The 21,186-nt window shown below is 45.4% G+C and carries 19 protein-coding genes, 2 tRNA genes and 1 pseudogene; 8 read left to right on the forward strand and 14 right to left on the reverse strand.

The annotated features are described in order from the left end of the window. From ychF to ACN0V2_RS12915, 8 genes are all read right to left on the reverse strand, one after another. Positions 1–670: redox-regulated ATPase YchF (ychF, locus tag ACN0V2_RS12880; protein WP_417551230.1), on the reverse strand; the 670-nt coding region annotated here is incomplete at its 3' end. A gap of 107 nt (positions 671–777) precedes the next feature. Further along, positions 778–1,350 (reverse strand): aminoacyl-tRNA hydrolase, encoded by a 573-nt coding sequence (gene pth, locus ACN0V2_RS12885; protein ID WP_417551231.1) that lies wholly within the window; start codon positions 1,348–1,350, stop codon positions 778–780. A 20-nt stretch (positions 1,351–1,370) separates the two neighbouring features. After that, a complete protein-coding gene (locus tag ACN0V2_RS12890) occupies positions 1,371–2,039 on the reverse strand; it encodes a 50S ribosomal protein L25/general stress protein Ctc (RefSeq protein ID WP_417551232.1) in 669 nt (222 codons plus the stop codon). A gap of 113 nt (positions 2,040–2,152) precedes the next feature. Next, positions 2,153–3,088 (reverse strand): ribose-phosphate diphosphokinase, encoded by a 936-nt coding sequence (locus ACN0V2_RS12895; RefSeq protein ID WP_417551246.1) that lies wholly within the window; start codon positions 3,086–3,088, stop codon positions 2,153–2,155. An 88-nt stretch (positions 3,089–3,176) separates the two neighbouring features. Beyond that, a tRNA-Gln gene (locus ACN0V2_RS12900) sits at positions 3,177–3,251 on the reverse strand. A gap of 20 nt (positions 3,252–3,271) precedes the next feature. Next, positions 3,272–4,141: a 4-(cytidine 5'-diphospho)-2-C-methyl-D-erythritol kinase gene (ispE, locus tag ACN0V2_RS12905; protein ID WP_417551233.1), complete on the reverse strand. Its 870-nt coding sequence runs from the start codon at positions 4,139–4,141 to the stop codon at positions 3,272–3,274. Further along, positions 4,138–4,737, reverse strand: coding sequence for a lipoprotein insertase outer membrane protein LolB (gene lolB, locus ACN0V2_RS12910; protein ID WP_417551234.1), 600 nt, complete (start codon positions 4,735–4,737; stop codon positions 4,138–4,140). The genes ispE and lolB overlap by 4 nt, the downstream gene beginning before the upstream one ends. Beyond that, the gene (locus ACN0V2_RS12915) at positions 4,734–6,509 is read right to left on the reverse strand and encodes a tetratricopeptide repeat protein (protein ID WP_417551235.1); all 1,776 of its coding nucleotides are present in this window, start codon (positions 6,507–6,509) and stop codon (positions 4,734–4,736) included. Before ACN0V2_RS12915 ends, lolB begins: the two co-directional genes overlap by 4 nt. A gap of 122 nt (positions 6,510–6,631) precedes the next feature. On the opposite strand from ACN0V2_RS12915, the gene hemA reads away from it, so the two are divergent. Together hemA and prfA are read left to right on the forward strand one after the other, a co-directional pair. Next, on the forward strand, positions 6,632–7,891 hold the full coding sequence (gene hemA, locus ACN0V2_RS12920) for a glutamyl-tRNA reductase (RefSeq protein WP_417551236.1): 1,260 nt from the start codon (positions 6,632–6,634) through the stop codon (positions 7,889–7,891). Positions 7,892–7,894: 3 nt separating this feature from the next. Then, positions 7,895–8,983: a peptide chain release factor 1 gene (gene prfA, locus ACN0V2_RS12925; RefSeq protein ID WP_417551237.1), complete on the forward strand. Its 1,089-nt coding sequence runs from the start codon at positions 7,895–7,897 to the stop codon at positions 8,981–8,983. Here prfA and hemF read toward each other — a convergent pair. From hemF to purD, 4 genes are read right to left on the reverse strand one after another with little or no spacing between them, the layout of a single operon-like run. Then, positions 8,970–9,887: an oxygen-dependent coproporphyrinogen oxidase gene (hemF, locus tag ACN0V2_RS12930; protein WP_417551238.1), complete on the reverse strand. Its 918-nt coding sequence runs from the start codon at positions 9,885–9,887 to the stop codon at positions 8,970–8,972. The genes prfA and hemF overlap by 14 nt on opposite strands. After that, the gene (locus tag ACN0V2_RS12935) at positions 9,884–10,438 is read right to left on the reverse strand and encodes an L-threonylcarbamoyladenylate synthase (RefSeq protein WP_417551239.1); all 555 of its coding nucleotides are present in this window, start codon (positions 10,436–10,438) and stop codon (positions 9,884–9,886) included. Before ACN0V2_RS12935 ends, hemF begins: the two co-directional genes overlap by 4 nt. A gap of 34 nt (positions 10,439–10,472) precedes the next feature. After that, the gene (locus ACN0V2_RS12940) at positions 10,473–11,345 is read right to left on the reverse strand and encodes a phosphoribulokinase (protein WP_417551240.1); all 873 of its coding nucleotides are present in this window, start codon (positions 11,343–11,345) and stop codon (positions 10,473–10,475) included. A 28-nt stretch (positions 11,346–11,373) separates the two neighbouring features. Beyond that, positions 11,374–12,666 (reverse strand): phosphoribosylamine--glycine ligase, encoded by a 1,293-nt coding sequence (gene purD, locus ACN0V2_RS12945; protein WP_417551241.1) that lies wholly within the window; start codon positions 12,664–12,666, stop codon positions 11,374–11,376. Between the two features lie 297 nt (positions 12,667–12,963). On the opposite strand from purD, the gene hemN reads away from it, so the two are divergent. The 3 genes from hemN (at position 12,964) to ACN0V2_RS12960 (ending at position 16,215) form a co-directional block, all read left to right on the forward strand. After that, the gene (gene hemN, locus ACN0V2_RS12950) at positions 12,964–14,337 is read left to right on the forward strand and encodes an oxygen-independent coproporphyrinogen III oxidase (RefSeq protein ID WP_417551242.1); all 1,374 of its coding nucleotides are present in this window, start codon (positions 12,964–12,966) and stop codon (positions 14,335–14,337) included. A 5-nt stretch (positions 14,338–14,342) separates the two neighbouring features. Next, positions 14,343–16,076 carry a chloride channel protein gene (locus tag ACN0V2_RS12955; protein WP_417551243.1) on the forward strand — a complete coding sequence of 578 codons (1,734 nt, stop codon included), beginning with the start codon at positions 14,343–14,345 and terminating at the stop codon, positions 16,074–16,076. Between the two features lie 52 nt (positions 16,077–16,128). Further along, positions 16,129–16,215: transfer RNA gene (locus ACN0V2_RS12960), tRNA-Leu, on the forward strand. Between the two features lie 147 nt (positions 16,216–16,362). On the opposite strand, the gene pqqA (ACN0V2_RS12965) is transcribed toward ACN0V2_RS12960, so the two are convergent. Continuing rightward, on the reverse strand, positions 16,363–16,434 hold the full coding sequence (pqqA, locus tag ACN0V2_RS12965; protein ID WP_081443609.1) for a pyrroloquinoline quinone precursor peptide PqqA: 72 nt from the start codon (positions 16,432–16,434) through the stop codon (positions 16,363–16,365). A gap of 224 nt (positions 16,435–16,658) precedes the next feature. Between pqqA (ACN0V2_RS12965) and ACN0V2_RS12970 the strand changes: the two genes are divergently transcribed. Both ACN0V2_RS12970 and ACN0V2_RS12975 read left to right on the forward strand, forming a co-directional pair. After that, positions 16,659–17,324, forward strand: a complete 666-nt coding sequence (locus ACN0V2_RS12970) for a plastocyanin/azurin family copper-binding protein (protein WP_417551244.1) — start codon at positions 16,659–16,661, stop codon at positions 17,322–17,324. 368 nt (positions 17,325–17,692) lie between these two features. Next, positions 17,693–17,899, forward strand: coding sequence for a hypothetical protein (locus tag ACN0V2_RS12975; protein ID WP_417551245.1), 207 nt, complete (start codon positions 17,693–17,695; stop codon positions 17,897–17,899). Between the two features lie 289 nt (positions 17,900–18,188). Here ACN0V2_RS12975 and pqqA (ACN0V2_RS12980) read toward each other — a convergent pair whose 3' ends face one another. Then, a complete protein-coding gene (pqqA, locus tag ACN0V2_RS12980; RefSeq protein ID WP_081443609.1) occupies positions 18,189–18,260 on the reverse strand; it encodes a pyrroloquinoline quinone precursor peptide PqqA in 72 nt (23 codons plus the stop codon). 407 nt (positions 18,261–18,667) lie between these two features. Between pqqA (ACN0V2_RS12980) and ACN0V2_RS12985 the strand changes: the two are divergent. Beyond that, positions 18,668–21,186 (forward strand): annotated as a pseudogene (locus ACN0V2_RS12985) (hypothetical protein); the annotation flags it as partial.

The raw sequence follows: 21,186 nt of genomic DNA on the forward strand, positions 1-21,186 counted from the left end.
CCGTTACTGAATCCAAAGCAGGGTTATTCTCAAAGCCATCTTCGGCCACATTAGCAATGTACATCGTCGGTTTGATAGTTAACAAATGCAAGCCGGTTAATAATGCCAATTGATCATCATCAAGCTTCATTGCCCGAACCGGCAAGCCTTGATCTAAATGTTCACGAATTTGCGTCAACAAATCTAGGCGTGCCTTAGCGACTTTATCGCCACCTTTAGCGTCCTTGGTGGTTTTGGTAATCGCTTTTTCAACAGATTCCAAGTCCGCCAGTGCCAACTCGGTATTAATAACCTCAATATCATCCACCGGCGAGACTTTACCGGCCACATGCACCACATTTTCATCTTCAAAACAGCGAACAACATGAGCAATTGCATCGGTTTCACGGATATTGGCTAGAAATTTATTACCCAAGCCTTCGCCTTTGGAGGCTCCAGCCACCAAACCGGCTATATCAACGAATTCCATGGTGGTAGGTAAAACGCGTTGTGGTTTTACAATAGCCGCCAATTTATCCATACGTGGGTCAGGCACTGGAACGATACCGACATTAGGCTCAATCGTGCAGAACGGATAGTTTTGCGCTTCGATTCCGGCTTGTGTTAACGCATTAAATAAAGTGGATTTGCCTACATTAGGTAAACCGACAATACCGCATTTAAATCCCATGAGAAATCCTTAGGGGTAATTTATATAGAATGACTAAATCTTTTCTCACTCACGACAATATGGAATGATTCACAATGACCGTGACGAGTATAAAAGGTAAACAAGCTCTACTGTGAATGCAGCCAGTTCATGGCTTTTTCGAGATTACCCGTGAGTACATCCGGTAAAACACGCAGGCTATTATCAACACTTGCCAGAATGTTTTCCCGATCTATAGGCGAAGGCTTACTCAACACGTAATCTGCAACTTGTTTACTGTTACCAGGATGATCGATACCTATCCGGCAACGTAAAAATTCTTTACTGCCTAGCTGGTTGATGATGTCACGTAAACCATTGTGACCACCATGACCACCACCACGTTTTAGACGGACTGTACCGGCAGGTAAATCCAATTCGTCATGAATGACTAGAATATTTTCTGGAGGGACTTTATAAAAGTTGGCCAGAGCCGCAACAGATTGTCCGCTACGATTCATAAACGTGAGAGGTTTAACTAACCAGATTTTATGTTCTGGGGTTGTGTATTGAATCAGCTGGCCATGAAAGCGAGACTCCGTTTTAAAACTTAGCCTCAAATCATTAGCCAACTGATCCAACCACCAATACCCGACATTATGTCGGGTATGTTCATACTGAGAACCGGGATTGCCCAGACCGGCGATAATCCAGTTTGTCATAACGGTTCCCTACGACTGAATTACTCTTCAGTCGCATCCTCATCTTCTTCGGTATCTTCTTCCAGATCCACTTTAGCAACACGTGGCTCATGAATGCTGACAACCGCTTGATCGTAAGAAGAACGTTCACCTTCTTCCAATTGCTCATCCTGAGTATGCGTCAAGGCCGTCAGAGTGACACCTTTAGGCAATTTCAATTCGCTCAAATGGATCGCTTCATCCATAGCCAATTTGGCTACATCAACTTCAATGTATTCAGGCAGATCTTTAGGCAGACAAGAGATTTCAACCTCAGTCATCAAATGAGATACCAAACCACCGGCTTTTGAACCAGGTGCTTTTTCTTCATTAAGGAAATGCAATGGAATTGTCATTGTCATTGCGTGTTTAGCATCAACTCGCAGAAAATCAGCATGAATGATTTTGTTGTCATTCGCTGGGTGACGTTGCAGATCTTTTAATACAACTTGGTTTTTCTTGCCATCAATAACCAATGTCAGAATGTGTGCGTAAAACGCTTCTTCTGCCAAATGGCGGATGAACTGGTTATGGTTAACTGAAATTGAGACTGGTTCTTTTTCAGCGCCATAGACTACTGCTGGTACTTTGCCCGAATGACGTAGGCGGCGGCTCGCACCTTTCCCCTGGTCAGTACGCGCTTCAGCTTGTACTTCAAATAAATTTTCCATCTTCTTCTCCAAGACTAAAAAACGGACACGAGGCCCGTTAATATGCCGTTTTACGGCTTTTCGCTTCCCCCGCGACCAGGTTCAGCACATACAACCAAAAGACGAACTCTTGGTTAATCCATATATAAAGAGCTTACAGACTCTTCATTACTAATTCTGTACATCGCTTCTGCAAGCATTTCAGCTATGCTCAACACACGTATTTTGTCACACGCAGCGGCATCGGGTTGCAGTGGAATGGTATCGGTTACAACTAATTCATTGAGCAAAGATTTATTGATATTCGCAATAGCAGCACCCGATAAAACTGGGTGAGTACAGTAAGCAACCACATTGGTCGCACCATGTTCTTTTAATGCAGCTGCTGCAGCACATAAAGTGCCAGCCGTATCGACCATATCATCGACCATTACACAGGTACGGCCATCAATATCACCGATGATATTCATGACTTTAGCTACATTGGCGCGTGGACGACGTTTATCAATAATCGCCAGCTCTACATCAAGGTGTTTAGCCAGTGCACGAGCACGAACCACACCACCAACATCCGGAGAAACCACAACCAAATCTTGGTATTTGTGTTTCCAGATGTCTCCCAGTAATACTGGAGAGGCATAAACATTATCAACAGGGCAATCAAAAAAGCCCTGGATTTGATCGGCGTGTAAATCAACCGTTAAGACACGATCAGCACCCACACCAGTCAGCATATTGGCAACAACTTTAGCGGTAATTGCGACACGGGCAGAGCGAGGACGACGATCTTGACGGGAATAACCAAAATACGGAACAACTAAGGTAATTCGTTTGGCTGATGCGCGACGAATAGCGTCGGTCATCACCATTAATTCCATCAGGTTGTCATTGGTAGGCATGCAGGTTGGCTGGACGATAAATACGTCCTTTCCTCGGACATTATCGAGAATTTCAACCATGATCTCGCCATCACTGAACTTCTCAACTGTGGCTTTACCCAAGCTGATATTCAGAAAATTAGCGATACTTTCTGACAGTTTACGATTCGCATTACCGGTGAAGACCATCATATTGTCATCCGCGGAACGCTGTTGTAACTGGAGGAGTCGGTTTTGAGTCACTATAGATATGCCGAGTTCGTTCAATAAACAAAAAGAGTGGCTGGGGTACCAGGATTCGAACCTGGGAATGACGGGATCAAAACCCGTTGCCTTACCGCTTGGCGATACCCCAACTGTTTTTACTCAACTCTATCACTTTGCAGTTACATTCAGACTTCTCTCGAAGTCTTTTGCAAAAAGAGACAACGGTGATTCGTTGCAGCCTTTCGCAGTAAAAGCATGCCAATGTTCCGGCACATTTTCTAAAACTTTTTCAGCCTCACTGGCTGAGTCAAAGCGGGCAAATACACAAGAACCCGTTCCGGTCATTCGTGGAATGGCTGCATATTGTGCCAACCAAGCCAACGCTTGTGCAACTGATGGATACAATTTTTTCACCACCGGTTCGCAAATGTTACTGCCTTCCCCCGCAAGGAAGCCCGCTATTGTGATGGGATCACAATCGCGTGTCAATTGCGTTGCAGAAAATATTTCTGCTGTAGAGACGGCGCATTCTGGAAAGATAACTAAATACCAAGGTTCTGCAGGATCAATCCTGGTAAATATTTCTCCTACACCTTCAGCCCATGCGGCATGACCACGCACAAAAACAGGCACATCTGCGCCCAACTGCAATCCTAACGTTGCCAATTGGTCTTCGGTTAAATTGCATCGCCAGAGCTTATTCAGCGCAACCAAGGTGGTTGCAGCATCTGAACTGCCACCTCCCAGACCGCCCCCCATAGGCAGATGTTTTTCGAGTTGGATAGTTGCACCGAACTTAGATTGTGTTGTGCGTTGCAAAAGTTTTGCCGCACGGACGATTAGATTGTCCTCTGCAGACACATCTTGCAAATCATCTAGTAACTCGATTTTGGAATCTTCGGTGAGGCTAAATTTCAGCTTGTCACCATGATCAAGAAACTGAAATGCTGTTTGCAATTCGTGATAACCATCGGGTCGCCGACCCGTAATATGCAGAAATAAGTTTAGTTTTGCCGGTGCAGGCCACCATTCATTCATTGACCAACTTTCCAACCATTCATGACCAAGCGAATACTTAATTGTGGATGTTCAATAAATATTTTGGCTGGAACATCATTACCTTCCAACGGCACATAATCGACAAACTCCACTTCCCAACCGGCTTGTGAAAGCGTGATCAATCGCCCTTTATCATCCAATGTTTTTTCATCGATCTTGACTTCATCGTGCGGTAAACCTCTCACCCAATCGCGTAGCGCACTCACAGGTAATAACCAGCCCATTACTTCAGCAAGTAATTGTTCTGGAGTTTCTGCTGAATAGGTTTCACCATCTGAAAAAGTCATAGTGACTAATTCAGCATCGCCTTTTAATTCAACCGCGCCTTGAGCAAACGGGCCAAATAAACGGATGTTAAAATCATCTTGATGCTGTTGCCACGTTACGCCGACATTCCAACCTTCTTTACCTTGGCGAATGACTGTACGTCCTCGGAAAGACCATTCATCCAATTGTTTTAAGGATAGCTGACGGTTTTCCCACAACGCTTCGGCAGGCTCTAACGGCTTTGTTTGCCAAAATGGTGTACAAGCTGTGAGCAGCACAACCGCGAAAATTACCAGCCATTGTTTCATTTTGTTAACCGCTGCAGGGTCTCCTGAAGCACCTTGTTATTTGGGTCTAATTTTAAACCTTGGTCCCAATATTTTTTCGCTTCACTTTTTTTATTTTGCACCCACAATACTTCACCAAGATGCGCTACAAATTCCGCATCCGCCTGAATCTTCACCGCTTCTCGCAGGTAATATTCTGCTTTTTCCAAATCACCCATTCGGTAATACACCCAGCCTAGGCTATCCAGGTAATACGGGTCATTCGGACGCAATTCCAAAGCTTTGTTAATCAATTCTAATGCTTCTTCATGGCGCTCAGTACGATCGGTCAAGGTATAACCTAACGCATTCATAGCTTGGGCATTTTCGGGATCAATTTTTAAAATGGTACGCAAATCATCCTCCAGCATCTTCAGCTTGCCAATTGATTCGGCCACCATGGCACGGCTATATAACAAATCCACATTCCCAGGATGATTAATTAACGCTTCACTTAACACGTTGACCGACTCTTCTGGCATGCCCTGATCGCGTAAAAAAGCGGACTCAAATAAATAGAAATCAATCGCCTGCTGAGGACGTTCTTGACGCAGTAATTTCAAATGTTGGCGCGCTTTATCGATATCACCTTGTTCAGCCAACAAATTGATATAACGGGTTTGCGCCATTTCAAAACGCTGACTGTCTGCAGGCACTGAGGCAAACCAAACTAATGCCGAATCAATACTGCCATTCATTTCTTCAGCCAGCCCCATAAAGTAACTGGCTTGGCCGCCGGCATCCCCCATTTGTAACAACTGACTAAAAAACGTTTTGGCGGTTTGCCCGTCTTCACGTTCTAAAGCCAATAATCCCAGCGCAAACAACACATCGGGGTTTTCTGGATTTTCCAAATGCAACGATTCAAAAATCTCTCTCGCTTTTTCTGATTGACCACTTTCACCTAATAACTTGCCGTAGGTAAAACGTAATGACTCACTAGCACCTTCTTGCTCTGCGGCTTTGGCAATCAGTTTTAACGCTTCTTCATTTTTATTCGCTGTTTGCAACAAATCCGCTTTGAGAGCGAGATAGGCTTCATTACGTGGGTACTCTTCGAGCAGTTCATCCACTGCAATTTCAGACACATCAAAGCGCTGGAAATAAGCCGCTAATCGAGCATAGGTGAACCGCGCTGCCGGATCATCATTTTTAAAAAGGTCTAACTCCAGAAGGGTCTGTAAGCCTCGCTCGGGATCGCCTTTTTCACTTAAATTTGCAGCAAGACTCTCCAAATATTTTTCTTTGTTCGCCGGATCCAGAGCCAAGGCTTTATTCATGCTTTTAACGACTTCGGGATAGTTATCTTCCATTAACAAAAATGGTACCCGCATCACATACACTTCGGCTTCTTCCGGTGAAACTTCCTGCCAACGCGTTAAGGCACGATCAATTCGTTTGGGATCTCGGGAAAAAGTGGATATCCGTGCGGAACGGCCTGCCAGATTAGGCGAGTCGGTTAATTCTGAAGCCTGATTATATAAATCCACCGCAATATCCAGTTGCCCGCGTTGCCCGGCAATCTCCGCCGCCAAAACGTAATAAACCAGTTCAGGAGTGAGTGGCAAATCCATCTCGGCTTGCGCAGTTTCATCTGCCACAGGTTCAGTTATTTCAACCGGCTGCAGCGTGGTCTTTTCGTCTGATTGCTGAGCAGTAGCAGCGCATCCAAACAGTAAAATAGGTATCATCAACCAAGTTGCCGATGAGGCAAACTGTGTGGAATGACAGCGTAACTGTTGCAATAAATCCATAATTCAACGACCTGACTGATTGAGTTTGATAGAATGGCGAATTAGTCTTGTCCAGACCAAAATATAAGACAACCTAGCTGAAGGCTGCAAAGTTTAACAGCATACAACACGACTCCTTAATTATGCATCTTGTCACTTACGGCATTAATCACACAACCGCCCCGGTTGCTGTGCGCGAGAAGCTTAGCTTTGATGCTGATAAATTACCTTTGGCTTTGGCGTCACTGATGTTGAATGACAGTGTGATTGAAGCAGTCATTGTCTCAACCTGCAACCGCACCGAAATATACTGTCATCTCGACGAAGATTATGACAATAGCGTCTTGCTATGGTTGCATAACTTCCAGCAACAAGATGCCAATTCCTTACAGTCATATATATATCGCTATGAAGGCGCTGATGCCGTAAGACATTTATTTCGGGTTGCCTGTGGTCTGGACTCATTGGTACTTGGTGAACCGCAAATCCTCGGTCAATTAAAAACAGCTTACACCCAGGCCTTAAATGCGCAGGCTTTGGGAAAATCTTTAGGCCGTTTATTTCAACATGCCTTTGCCGTTGCTAAACAAGTGCGCACCGATACGGCAATTGGCAATAGCCCGGTTTCCGTTGCCTTTGCTGCAGTCAGCCTAGCCAAACAAATATTCAGTAATCTGGCCGAATCAACCGCGCTTTTAATCGGCGCCGGGGAAACCATAGAATTAGTGGCCCGCCATTTATTTGATAATGGCATCAAACGACTGATTATTGCCAATCGCACAGTTGAAAGAGCCCATCTACTGGCAACATCGGTGAATGGCTATGCTATCAGTTTAAGTGAAATTCCTGCTCATCTTGCCGAAGCTGATATCGTGATCAGCTCGACCGCTAGTCAATTACCAATTTTAGGCAAAGGTACTGTTGAAAGTGCATTGAAACTGCGCAAGCGACGACCCATTTTTATGGTGGATATTGCAGTTCCACGAGATATTGAAGCTGAAGTAGGTCAACTAGAAGACATCTACTTATACAGCGTAGATGATTTGCATGACATTATTGAAGAGAATTTGCAGTCACGTCGTGATGCGGCCAAGCAAGCAGAAGAAATTATTGATACCCAGGCCGATCATTTTGCCGGCTGGATGCGCAGTCAAGATACTGTGCCGGTCATAAGAGCGATACGCGATCAGGGCCAAATGCTCAGTACCCAAGCCGTTGATAAAGCGTTACGCCAGCTGGAACTGGGTATAAATGCAGAAATGGTAATGACTGAACTGGCTCGCACGCTGACCAACAAACTATTACATGAACCCAGTAGACAACTGCGGCAATCGGCATTTGAATCAGATGAAAATAATCCCATGATTGATGCTGCTCGTCGTTTATTTAATATTAAGGATTGATCTGTGAAAGATTCCATCAGGCATAAACTTGAAGCGTTAGTTGATCGCCATGAAGAGATCAGTGGCCTGCTTTCTGATCCGGAAACCATGGCCAATCAGAATAAATTTCGCACCTTATCGCAAGAATATGCGCAGCTAGAGCCCGTTGTTAAACACTTTGGCATGTATCTGCAGACCTTGAGTGATTTGAAAGATGCTCAGGCAATGATGCAGGAAAAAGATCCTGAGATGCGTGAAATGGCCAAAGAAGAACTAGCTATCGCCGAAGAAAAACAAGAACAACTGGCCATTGATTTACAGAAACTGTTGCTGCCTAAAGATCCCAATGATCAACGCAATATCTTTTTGGAAGTTCGTGCCGGTACTGGTGGTGATGAAGCGGCGATTTTTTCGGGTGATTTATTCCGGATGTACAGTCGCTATGCTGAAACACGTCGCTGGCAGGTAGAAATATTAAACGCCCAGGAAGGCGAACATGGTGGTTATAAAGAGATCATCGCGCGTATCGTTGGTGATGGTGCCTATTCACGACTGAAATTTGAATCCGGTGCACATCGAGTACAACGCGTTCCAGAAACTGAATCCCAAGGGCGAATCCATACTTCTGCCTGTACTGTTGCGATCTTGCCAGAAGCTGATGAAATCGATCAGATTGATATCAACCCGGCCGATATCAAAATGGATACCTTCCGTTCATCTGGTGCCGGTGGACAGCACGTCAACACTACTGATTCCGCTGTACGTATTACCCATATTCCAACCGGCATCATTGTTGAATGTCAGGAAGAACGCTCACAACATAAAAACCGCGCCAAAGCGATGTCGGTTTTGCAGTCACGTATCATGGCGGCCAAGCAGGAAAAACAAGCTTCTGAACAGGCTGAAACTCGCCGATTACTCGTCGGTAGTGGCGATCGCAGTGAACGCATTCGCACCTATAACTATCCTCAAGGCCGAATTACCGATCATCGAATCAATTTGACGTTATATAAATTGGATGAAGTGATGTCAGGACAACTGGATCAAGTTATCGATCCGTTAATCAGCGAATACCAAGCTGACCAGCTGGCCTTGTTATCTAAAGAGTCTTAAGCCAATCCTGCGGCTGCAAGTAATGATCATATAGCCGGGCTTCAGCAGAGTCCGGTTCGGGTTGCCAGTTATAGCGCCATTTCACCAATGGCGGTAACGACATCAGAATCGACTCGGTACGGCCACCAGACTGTAAGCCAAACAACGTACCCCGGTCATACACCAGATTAAATTCCACATAACGACCGCGACGATACAGCTGAAAGTCACGCTGTTGTTCGGTATAACTTAAATCTTTACGTCGTTCGACGATGGGTAAATACGCTGCTGTGTAACTGTTGCCAACACTTTGCAGCAAGCCAAAACACTGTTCAAAATCCGGTTCATTTAAATCATCAAAAAATAGACCGCCAACGCCTCGCGGCTCATTGCGATGCTTCAAAAAGAAATACTCATCGCACCATTTTTTGTAATCGTCATAAACAGTTTCACCAAAGGGATCACAGGCATTTTTAGCCGTTTGATGCCAATGAATCACATCTTCATCAAAAGTGTAATACGGCGTCAGATCATAGCCACCGCCAAACCACCAGATCGGTTCTTCGCCAGCTTTTTCGGCAATAAAGAAACGTACATTGGCATGAGAGGTTGGCACATACGGGTTATGCGGATGAATTACCAGCGAAACGCCCATTGCCTGAAAACTACGCCCAGCGAGTTCAGGTCGACTGGCCGTTGCTGAGGGCGGTAAATTATCACCACTGACTTCTGAAAAGTTGACCCCGGCCTGCTCAAACACTGCACCATTATTTAAAACACGGGTTCGTCCACCGCCACCAGCAGGCCGTTCCCAGTTATCTACTGCAAACATTTGTTTACCATCTGCAGCTTCAACTTCTTTACAAATACTATCTTGCAACGAGAGTAAATACTCACGTACTGCATCAATATTAGGTGCGCTCATCGCAATACCTCATCCGAAAAGGCATCACGAATGGATGATGGTTTTGTTGCCCCGCCCAAGGCCCCGGGTAGTACATAATCCAACTCCGGTAATTGCCAATGCACTTGATGGACGTTTTTTGCGGGACGTAAACCGGTGATATTGGCGCTACTAGAAACCAGTGGACCACCAAAGCGACGCGATAATTCTGCCGCCAGAGGATGGGCTGTTACTCTGACCGCCAGCGTATCTCGACCACCTGTTAAGAACGGAGAAACATGACTTTGAACTGGTAACAGCCAGGTATTGGGACCGGGCCAGCTTTGGGTAATTTTTGCCAGTATGTCGGCCGGCAATGGCTCAATGAAATCCTGCAACTGGTTAAAGTCGGCCGCAATCAGAATTAGCCCTTTTTCAAATGGACGTCGTTTCATTGCCAATAGTTGAATAATGGCAGTTTCACTCCACGGATCACAGCCCACACCGAATACCGCTTCCGTTGGATAGGCAATCACACCATCATCATTTAAAGCATTACATGCTCGCCGGAATTGCCAATCTGAGAATTTCATATAATTCGACACATCGCTACTTTTAGAAACTTAATCAACTATTTTGCCGCTTTTTCTGCATCAATTCTTCTACAAACGGCGCCAAAATAACTTCGATTGCCAGCCCCATTTTCACACCAGGCACCACAATGTTATTGGGTCGTGACATAAACGAATCTTTTAACATCGAAAGGTAATACGGAAAATCCGCCATTTTCGGGTCTTTAAAACGAATGACACACAAGCTTTCATCTGCTGTTGGAATGTCATGCATGACAAACGGGTTGGAAGTATCAATTAATGGCACACGTTGAAAGTTGATATGTGTACGCGAAAATTGCGGAATGATGTGATGAATATAATCTGGCATCCGCTTCAAGATAATATCGACAACGGCATCCTGAGAATAACCGCGGTTGGCACAATCCCGTTTGATCTTTTGTATCCACTCAATATTTATTACTGGCACGACACCAATCAATAAGTCAGTGTATTGAGCAATATTGACTTCATCGGTGACGATGCCCCCATGCAGCCCTTCATAAAACAACAAATCACTATCGTGATTCAGTTCTTCCCAATCGGTAAAGGTACCCGGTGACTGATTAAACTTAATTGCTTCATCTTCATCGTGAATGTAATGACGTTTTTCGCCGCGCCCAGTTTCTGAGTAGGTCCGAAATAATGTTTCCAATCTATCCAGACAATTCGCTTCCGGTCCGAAATGTGTCAGCGAACGTCCCTCTGCTTCTGCCTTAGCAACAGCGGCACGCATTTCTACACGATTGTAGCGATGAAAGCTGTCACCTTCTACAACAACCGGATTGACATGGGTACGACGAAAAACATCCTCAAATGCACGTTTTACAGTTGACGTTCCAGCACCGGACGAACCAGTTACCGCAATAATCGGATGGGATAATGACATTCCGTCCTCTTCTTAAAAACGTAACGTATTAGTTTTGATGTTGCTCGCGGGCCACTGCGCGGTAAGCTATATCAGTACGATAATAAGCATCTTGCCATTGAATTTTTGCCACGCCTGCATAGGCTTGTTGTTGAGCAGCAGCAACACCTTCGCCAAGAGCGGTCACACATAAAACACGGCCACCAGCGGTGACAACTTTATCTTGATCAAATGCCGTTCCGGCATGGAATACTCTGGTATCAGCCGAATCCACAACATCCAACCCGCTAATCACATCGCCTTTTTTATAGTTGTCAGGATAGCCACCAGCCGCCATCACCACACCCACCGCAGCGCGAGGATCCCATTCAGCTGTCACTTCATCCAAACGTTTATCTAATGCGGCTTCACACAATTCGACTAAATCCGAAAGCAGGCGCATCAAAATTGGTTGAGTTTCAGGATCGCCAAACCGGCAGTTATATTCCACCACTCGTGGCGCACCCATTTCATCGATCATCAGGCCCGCATATAAAAAGCCTGTGTACGGACGACCATCTGCTGCCATACCTTCTACAGTCGGCACAATGACTTCACGCATGACGCGATCAAATACGGTATCAGTGACCACGGGTGCTGGAGAATAAGCCCCCATGCCGCCAGTATTCGGACCTTTATCACCATCATCACGAGCTTTGTGATCTTGAGATGTTGCTAATGGCAGAATATGTTCACCATCAACCATCACAATAAAGCTAGCTTCTTCGCCGGTCATAAACTCTTCGATAACCACACGATGACCAGCTTCACCAAAGGCATTACCGGATAACATGTCTTCAACGGCAGCAATGGCTTCTTCAACGGTCTGCGCGACAATAACGCCTTTGCCAGCCGCTAAACCATCAGCTTTAACAACGATAGGCGCGCCACATTTCAGAATGTATTCGATAGCATTAGAGATGTTGGTAAAGACTTGATAAGCAGCAGTGGGGATTTGATGACGGGCGAGAAAATCTTTGGTGAAGGATTTAGAGGCTTCTAGTTGTGCGGCTTCTTTACTCGGGCCAAAGCAACGTAAACCGGCTTTCTCAAAGGCATCGACGACACCATTAACTAATGGAATTTCCGGGCCGACAACTGTTAAACCGATATCATTCTGCTGTGCAAATGCAACTAGCGCATCAATATCTTCTACCGCGATATCCACATTGCTGACACCCGCCTCATTTGCGGTTCCCGGGTTGCCCGGGGCGACAAAAACTTCACTGCAACGCGGTGATTGTTTAAGTTTCCAAGCCAGCGCATGCTCACGACCGCCACTACCAATGACCAGAACTTTCATTATATTGCTGCCATACCTGCTGAAATAAAGCGTTAATGATACCGGAGATGACTGTATAACCAAATATTAATACATGGCCTGTGCAAGCCCATAATGACCCGCATAAGCAACAGATTGTAACTACGGCGGGGGTTCCGAATTAATTGACGGTATCGAAACACTCCTTGGACTGAGAGCCCATCCCGAAGACGAGCAACGTTTTCCTGTCTGATCTGGATCAATAAAGCGGGCGTTAGCCGCTCGCGATAAAACCCCGCTGTTTATAATCATCGCCAAACTGTTTTACAGGACTTTGCATTGCAAAATCAGCTGATTATGAATCGCCAACTTATCCAGAAATACGATACTGCTGGGCCAAGATATACCTCCTACCCCACGGCTTTAGAATTTCACGAAAGTTTTAAAGCGAAGGAGTTCATTGAACATGCTGAACTATCCAATCAGCGTGGCGGACCACTGTCTCTGTATTTCCATTTACCGTTTTGCGATACCGTGTGTTTTTATTGTGCCTGCAACAAAATTATCACCAAAAATCGCGACCATGCCGCCCCGTATCTTGAAAACATCTACAAAGAACTGGCCCTTAAATCGGCATTGATTGATAGCAGCAGATCAGTGACCCAACTGCACTGGGGCGGTGGCACACCGACATTTATCAGTGAACAACAAATGCAGGATCTGATGAATGAAACCCGTCGTCATTTTCATATTGCCGATGATGCTGATATCTCGATTGAAATTGATCCCCGTGAAGCCAATGCCGATACCATCGCTCTGTTAAAGAAAATAGGGTTCAACAGAATTAGTCTGGGAATACAGGATTTTGATCCGGCCGTGCAAAAAGCGGTTAACCGCATTCAATCCGAGGCCGAAACCCTAGCCGTGATTGACGCCGCCCGCCAGCATCAGTTTCGCTCGATCAGTGTGGATTTGATTTACGGGCTGCCGCTGCAAGCGTTATCCGGCTTTAATACCACGCTCGATAAAATCATCGCTGCCGATCCTGATCGCATCTCGTTATTCAACTATGCCCATATGCCAAAGTTGTTTAAAACCCAGCGCCAAATTCAAAGTGAAGACTTACCTTCCGCTGAACAGAAGCTGAGTATCTTGCAGCTATCAATTAACAAATTAACCCAAGCCGGTTATCAATATATCGGTATGGATCACTTTGCCAAACCGGACGATGAACTCAGTCTGGCCCAACAACAAAATCGGCTGCATCGTAATTTTCAGGGTTATGCCACTCACGCCGAGTGTGACCTGATCGGTTTTGGTATCACTTCAATAGGTAATATTGGCGATGCTTATGCACAGAACGTAAAAACCCTGCTCGAATACGACAATCTGCTCAAACAAAATCAGCTGCCGTTAATGCGTGGCATTAGCCTGACAGAGGATGACAAATTACGACGCCAAATCATTACCCGTCTAATCTGTGATTTCGAATTGAATATCATGGAAATCGAACAAGAATATGGCATTCAATTTAAAGAATATTTTGCCAATGCCTATCCTCAACTCGAACAATTTGCCGAAGATGGTCTGTTGCAGTATAACTGGAAGAACATTGTGGTCTTACCAGCTGGTCGCTTGTTAATCCGTAATATCTGCATGGCGTTTGATAAATACAGTCAACAAGCAAAACAGCGATTTTCCAAAGTTATATAGGGCTGATGCTGGAAAAAATCCGACAGTACTTCATATTTGGTAGATTAGGCGTAAAGCTCTATGTGCTCGCCGTTATCACCGGATTATTGGCAAGCCTTGCCATTATTCTGCTCAGACTCACCATTGAACATGGGCAAATGCTGTTGTTGCCCTCCGGCGAAGTTGAAGGTTTTGCCAGCCTGCCCTGGTGGGGTCTGTTGGGTTTACCTATTCTCGGTGGCCTACTTATCGGATTGTTGTTTTATGGTTTAAATCAGGAACAACGTACCACAGGCATTCTGCATGTTATCGAACGCCTGTCAGCCTACGAAGGTCGTCTCCCCTGGCAAAATGCCGTTCGGCAATTCCTGGGTACAAGTATCGCCATCATTACCGGCCACTCGGTGGGTCGTGAAGGTCCCGGCGTACATCTGGGTGCCGCCAGTGGCAGTTTGTTAGCGAATAGTCTGGAACTCCCCAACAACAGTGTTCGCGTCCTAGTCGCCTCAGGTGCCGCCGCAGCAATTGCCGCATCATTTAATACGCCTATCGCTGGGGTGATTTTCGCCATGGAAGTCATCATGATGGAATATTACATCGCCAGCTTTATTCCGGTGATCCTGGCTTCCGTCACCGGCGCAGTAGTCTGTCGGCTGACCTTTGGCGACGATACTGTATTTATTAACCTCACCGCCCAGATGCAGTCGCTATGGGAACTGCCATACATCATTTTCCTCGGTATTGTCATCGGCGGCTTAGCCACCATTGCATTAAAAACGCTGACGCTATTTACCAATCTCTGCACCAATCACCCATCCTGGTTACGTCCGGTTTACGCCGGAATTCTAATGGGGCTGTGCGGCATGATGGTGCCGGAAGTGATGGGAATGGGCTACGGCATTATTGGCAGTATTTCCGCCAATGATATTGCCATCGGCACGCTGGTCATCATCATGGTAATGAAACTGCTGTTATCTTCCGCCACCGTTGGCCTGGGAATTCCAGCCGGAGTCATTGGCCCAACCATGGTGGTAGGCGCCTGCGCTGGCGCTATCTTGGGCTATTTAGGTCAGTTGATATTGCCCGACTATGCTTCATCAATGACCTTTTATGCCGTTTTAGGCATGTGCGCGATGATGTCCGCCACGTTAAAAGCACCGCTTGCGGCATTAATGGCGATGCTGGAACTCACCGGCAACCCAGAAATCATTCTGCCCGGCATGCTCGCCATCGTCTTTTCCAGTCTGATTACCCACGATTATTTCAAACAGGAACCGCTATTCGTCAACATGATGCGGGTAAAAGGGTTAGATTTTCGTAATGATCCCATCTCGCAAACACTTCGCAAAATCAGTGTCGGTGCAGCAATGCAACGCAATATCGCCGTATTGAACCAGAAAATTAATCGTGAACTTGCCCTGCACACACTCGAAAATAATCCAGAATGGATAGTGATAACTAAAGAACGCAATCCGATTGCCTTAATGCCCGCCAGCGACTTGGCGAGAGCGGTAAGCGTTAAAGAAGACGAAGATGAGTCGGAAATCGATTTGATGCAAATCCCAGCAACTAGACGCAATGTACATAAAATCTCACTGCATACCAGCCTGCATGAAGCCTATCAAGCCCTTAATAAATATGAAGTAGAAGCGTTATACGTCAGCCGACAAAGCACCCCGATGATCGACCGAATTTATGGGATTTTGACCAGAGAAATGATCGAAAGCCATTACCATTTGCCCACTTCAAGCAAAAAATAACTGAAATGGGTATGAACAATTGCTCAATCTTGTTTATAATGTGCGGCTTGCTGCCCGGGTGGTGAAATTGGTAGACACAAGGGACTTAAAATCCCTCGGCTTTGCGGCTGTGCCGGTTCGACTCCGGCCCCGGGCACCATAAAAACTGGCACTCATTTATGAGTGCTTTTTTATGTCTGAAATTTGAGATTCGGAAATTTTTAAAGGTTGGATGGGGGATAGTCCCATAAGCCGACCACAAAAAAGCCCCCTTCCGGGGGCTTCTTGTTTTGCGTTGTTTCAAATCTTAACGATTACAGATGTACATCGTTACTTCGAAACCGAAACGCATGTCTGAATATTCTGGTTTAGTCCACATGATAATCACCTCCCGGTTATTTCGTTAACTTACGATTCAAATCTTACGCCGACTTTTAAAAAGGCCATAAGGTGATTTGCTTGTCCAGACTCAGGATTTTGCTTTATGTCTTTTCCCGAAAAAACGGGGGTGACAATAATTGGAGGTTTAACGTTATAGCGAACGGACGAGGTTTGCCACTGTCCTAACCTTGAACAAGATTTTTTATCAGGAGAGTACAACACATGTTTAAATCGACTTCGACGTTAACACAGACGAAAAAAATTACCCTTGCACTGACTATGACGTTCGCGGCCGCTACGCTGTTTACGGGCTGTGGTAGCGATGACAATTCCGAAAACGCACAAACCCCAGAAACTGAAATGAGCTCCGAAAATCAGAGCAACATAGAAGCGATTGAAGAAACCCCACCGAGCGCACCGGAAGCTGAAGTGGTGATTGAAAATGAACCTGCTGCTGAAGTTGATCAGACAGAGAACACCATGGCAACTGAAGAAACAGCCGCTAAAGCCGACGAGCCAAAAAGTGAAGGCGTACAAACTCATGTCGTCACAGCAGAAGGCCTAATATTTAATCCGTTGGTCGTCAAAATTAATCCTGGTGACTCTGTCTCTTGGAACAATATGAGCACACACAACTCTGAATCAATTGATGGTTTGATTCCCGAAGGTGCCGAGAAATGGAACTCACCGATGAGTGAAAATTACCAACGGACCTTCACTCAGGAAGGTATTTACGTATACAAATGCACGCCGCATATTGGTACGGGTATGGGCGGTGTGATCATCGTAGGTGAACCGGTAAACCTCGAACAGATTAAAAACGCCGATGTGACTGGCGGAGCTGGACGTTTGGTCAGAAAGGCTATATCTGAAGCAGAAAGTATGTAATTCGAGGTCAAAGGGGTTGGCTTCACTACACGGGATAAGACCGCCATTAGCTAATAATGATTGGCACTAAATCCACATGTGTTGGCTGATCCCTCCCCTGCACTATATAAAAAAGGCACTTATTTTAAGTGCCTTTTTTATGTCTGATGACCCGTGCTGAAATCAGTCGACCGATAGGAAATGTATTTGGACAAGCTAAAACCAAGGCTTAGGCATACCGAGAAAGATTAAGCGTTGTTCATAGAATTGTCTGTTGTTGACCAAGCCGAAAACCCCTGACTAGCCAAAGACTTACTATCTATCGGATAAAGTTGAACTTTTTCAATAGATCATGCTCTGAATTTATTTACCTATATGGAATCATTAAAATGCCTCTTAAAACCCGAAGAAGTAGCGTATTAGAACACGCCATAATTCATAGTCAGGATGAATTAGATCGACTCATCCAAGAGTTAGATGCACAAGAGCAACATGAGTTAGAAATAAGTCGTCGATTTGGAAGAAAACCAAGAAGAATGTCTGGAAAGTCAGCCCCTTTACTACTTGCAAAAGCTTTTCAGAATATTAAAAAGTAAAACTGAAACATAAAGTTAGCTTTAAACTCTATAGCAACGTTCCCAGCTCACTATGTACAGGAACAATGATTGTCGTAAATTAATATAAAAATATTTAAAATCCAGTAGATTTTTAGTATTGGTAGTTGATACTGGTCCAGGTAATAAATAAAACAGGCACACATTCATGAGTGCTTTTTTTATGTCTGAAATTTGATATTTAAGAATTGGATTTCGTGTTTTAATCCCTAACACTCACCCACAAAAAAGCCCCCTTTCGGAGGCTTCTTGTTGTGCGTTATTTCGAATCTTAACGATTGCAAATATACATCGTTACTTCGAAGCCAAAACGCATATCTGAATATTCTGGTTTAGTCCACATGATAATCACCTCTTGGTTGTTTCGTTGACTTACGGTTCCCATGCTACGCCAACACTTAAAAATGCCATAAGGTGAAATGCTTGTTGGCACTCAGGATTTTGCTTAACTTAAATCAAATACATCTGCTCAAAATCTCTCTACTCTACTAATTCACTGCTGAGCTGCTGCAATGCAACATTTGTCGGCATAGCGATAGAAGTTTATTGAACCACGCGTTTTAGGCATAAAGCCAGGCTTAATGGGTGTTTCGTTGCTTCACCCCGGATCTGCTCAAATTCGTCATACCCCACATAGATATTGAGCCCATACTGGTCATTAATCCCCACTAGATAAGCGAAACCACCTCCGCCTATTTTCTACCATCACATTCGAACGAGGAGATCGACATAGATATCAAAGAGTTCGGATTGGCAGCACGTAAGCGACATCTCCTGCGGAATGACAAGGACACGGAGTTGTTGCGCTCAGAGTTATTAAGCATCGAGCAACTCAAACGCCATGCGATGACCTTAGCGCATGAACATCAAATAGATCCCAAGCTCGATTCAGATAAGTTACTTCCCAGACTAGCCGATAATTCGCGCGTTCTGCATACAGCTTATGACGTTGTGACAAAAGCCGCCACGGCTGGGCAAACCATGGTGCCCGCAGAAGCGTGGTTGCTGGACAACTTTTATCTTATTGAACAACAAATCCTATTAGCCAAAAACCATTTACCCCGTGGATACAGCAGAGAATTACCCAAACTCGCAAACGGCTTATCTGCCGGTTATCCACGGGTTTATGACCTGGCCATTGAATTAATTTCACATATGGATGGCCGACTGGACAGTGATAATGCCAGCCAATTTATTGCTGCTTATCAAACGGTTGAACCGTTAAAGCTTGGCGAACTCTGGGCATTTCCCATAATGCTGCAATTGGCCTTATTGGAAAATTTGCGCCGTGTGGCTGTACGCATTGCCCAACGCCGGGAAGAACGCGATGCCGCGATCACCTGGGCTGATCGCATGCTGGCAATGGCGGAAGATGAACCGAAAAAACTGATTAATCTTCTGGCTGAGTTTGCCGATGCTGATGTGCCGTTAACGGCCTCTTTTGTCGAAGAGTTTTATGCTCGGCTTCAGGCACAAGGCCCGGCCATGGCCTTTGTGCAAACCTGGGTAGAACATAAATTATTAGAGCAAGGTGTCACAGCTACCCAATTATCTGAGTCCTCTGGTCGCGTAGCGGCGGCGAATCAAATCTCCATTGCCAACAGTTTCAGTAGTTTACGTTTTATCGGCATCATGGACTGGAAAAAATACGTCGAATCCCTCAGCGTGGTTGAACAAGCGTTACGCGAAGGCGATCCGGACATTTATCCGCAACAAGATTTTGCAACGCGCGATCGTTACCGACACGTTATCGAAGATATTGCCCGCCACAGTAGTTGCAGTGAATTAGAAGTGGCGCAAGGCTGCCTACAGCTCGCAGCACAGGCATCCTTAACTGTCGGTGCAAATCATCGCACAGCACATATTGGTTTTTATTTAATTGATAACGGACGGACTTTGCTGGAACGTTCGGTGAACTGCGAAATTTCCTGGACGTTAAAAGCCAGACGCCTAATTAAACGCTCTCGATTATCGCTATATCTCGGACCCGTAGTGTTACTGCCACTGCTTTCAACGCTGCTGATATTGAACTGGCTTTATCAGATAAATGTTCCAGGCTGGCAGCTTGGTTTATTTGCTATTCCACTGTTAATGAGTGTTTCGGCGTTAACCACTCCCCTTATCAATCAATTTATTACCTTATTACTGCCGCCACGTGTTTTGCCACGGCTGGATTTTTCGCTGGGCATCCCACAGCAGCATCGCACCATGGTTATCGTGCCGACGTTAATCGCAAGTACTAAGGATGTGGATGAACTGATTGAAGCAATACAAATTCGTTATCTGGGTAACCGAGATGCCAATCTGTTTTTTGCTTTGCTGACAGATTTTCACGATGCTGCAACGGAAACGTTGCCAGAAGATGCTGCGATCATCAGTTATGCAAGCAAGGCTGTGGAAACACTAAACGCAACTTATCGAAATGAGGACCGGCCAGGCATTTTCTACCTATTTCATCGTCCAAGGATGTGGAATCCATATGAAAAAATCTGGATGGGCTATGAACGCAAACGCGGCAAATTAGAACATTTTAATGCCCGACTGCGTGGTGGGGCGTTAGACGCTTTCTCGGATATTGTCGGTGATACCGATATTTTATCGAGCATCCAATATGTCATTACGTTGGATACCGATACTCAGTTACCTCGTGATGCAGCACATGCGTTGATCGGTAATTTGGCGCATCCACTTAATCGGCCGGTGTTTGATGCCAATGTCGGCCGGATTGTTGATGGTTATGCCATTTTGCAACCGCGTGCATCGATTAGCCTTGCCAGTGCCAACCAATCCCGCTTCAGTAAATTGTTTTCGGGTGCATCGGGCATTGATCCCTACACTCGCGAAGTCTCAGATGTGTACCAGGATATTTTTGGCGAAGGATCGTTCGTCGGCAAAGGTATTTACGATGTTGATGCCTTCCGGCAAGTAACGGAAGGCCGGTTGCCTGAAAACCTGATCCTAAGTCATGACTTACTCGAAGGTGGCTACGCACGTTCAGGTTTGATTACTGATGTCGACCTCATCGAGTCGCACCCTTCTACCTATACCAGTGAAGCCAGTCGTCGCCACCGTTGGATCCGTGGTGACTGGCAATTAATCGGCTGGTTAATGCCCAATGTTTTATGCACAAACCGCAAGGATGACAGCCTAACGCCATGGCGGAAAAACCCGCTTTCTTTATTATCAAAATGGAAACTGCTGGATAACCTGCGACGTAGTTTGGTCGCCCCCTCATTATTGACGCTGATAGGCATGGGTTGGTTATTTGC

Source organism: Methylophaga sp., from assembly GCF_048266885.1.
GTDB lineage: Bacteria > Pseudomonadota > Gammaproteobacteria > Nitrosococcales > Methylophagaceae > Methylophaga.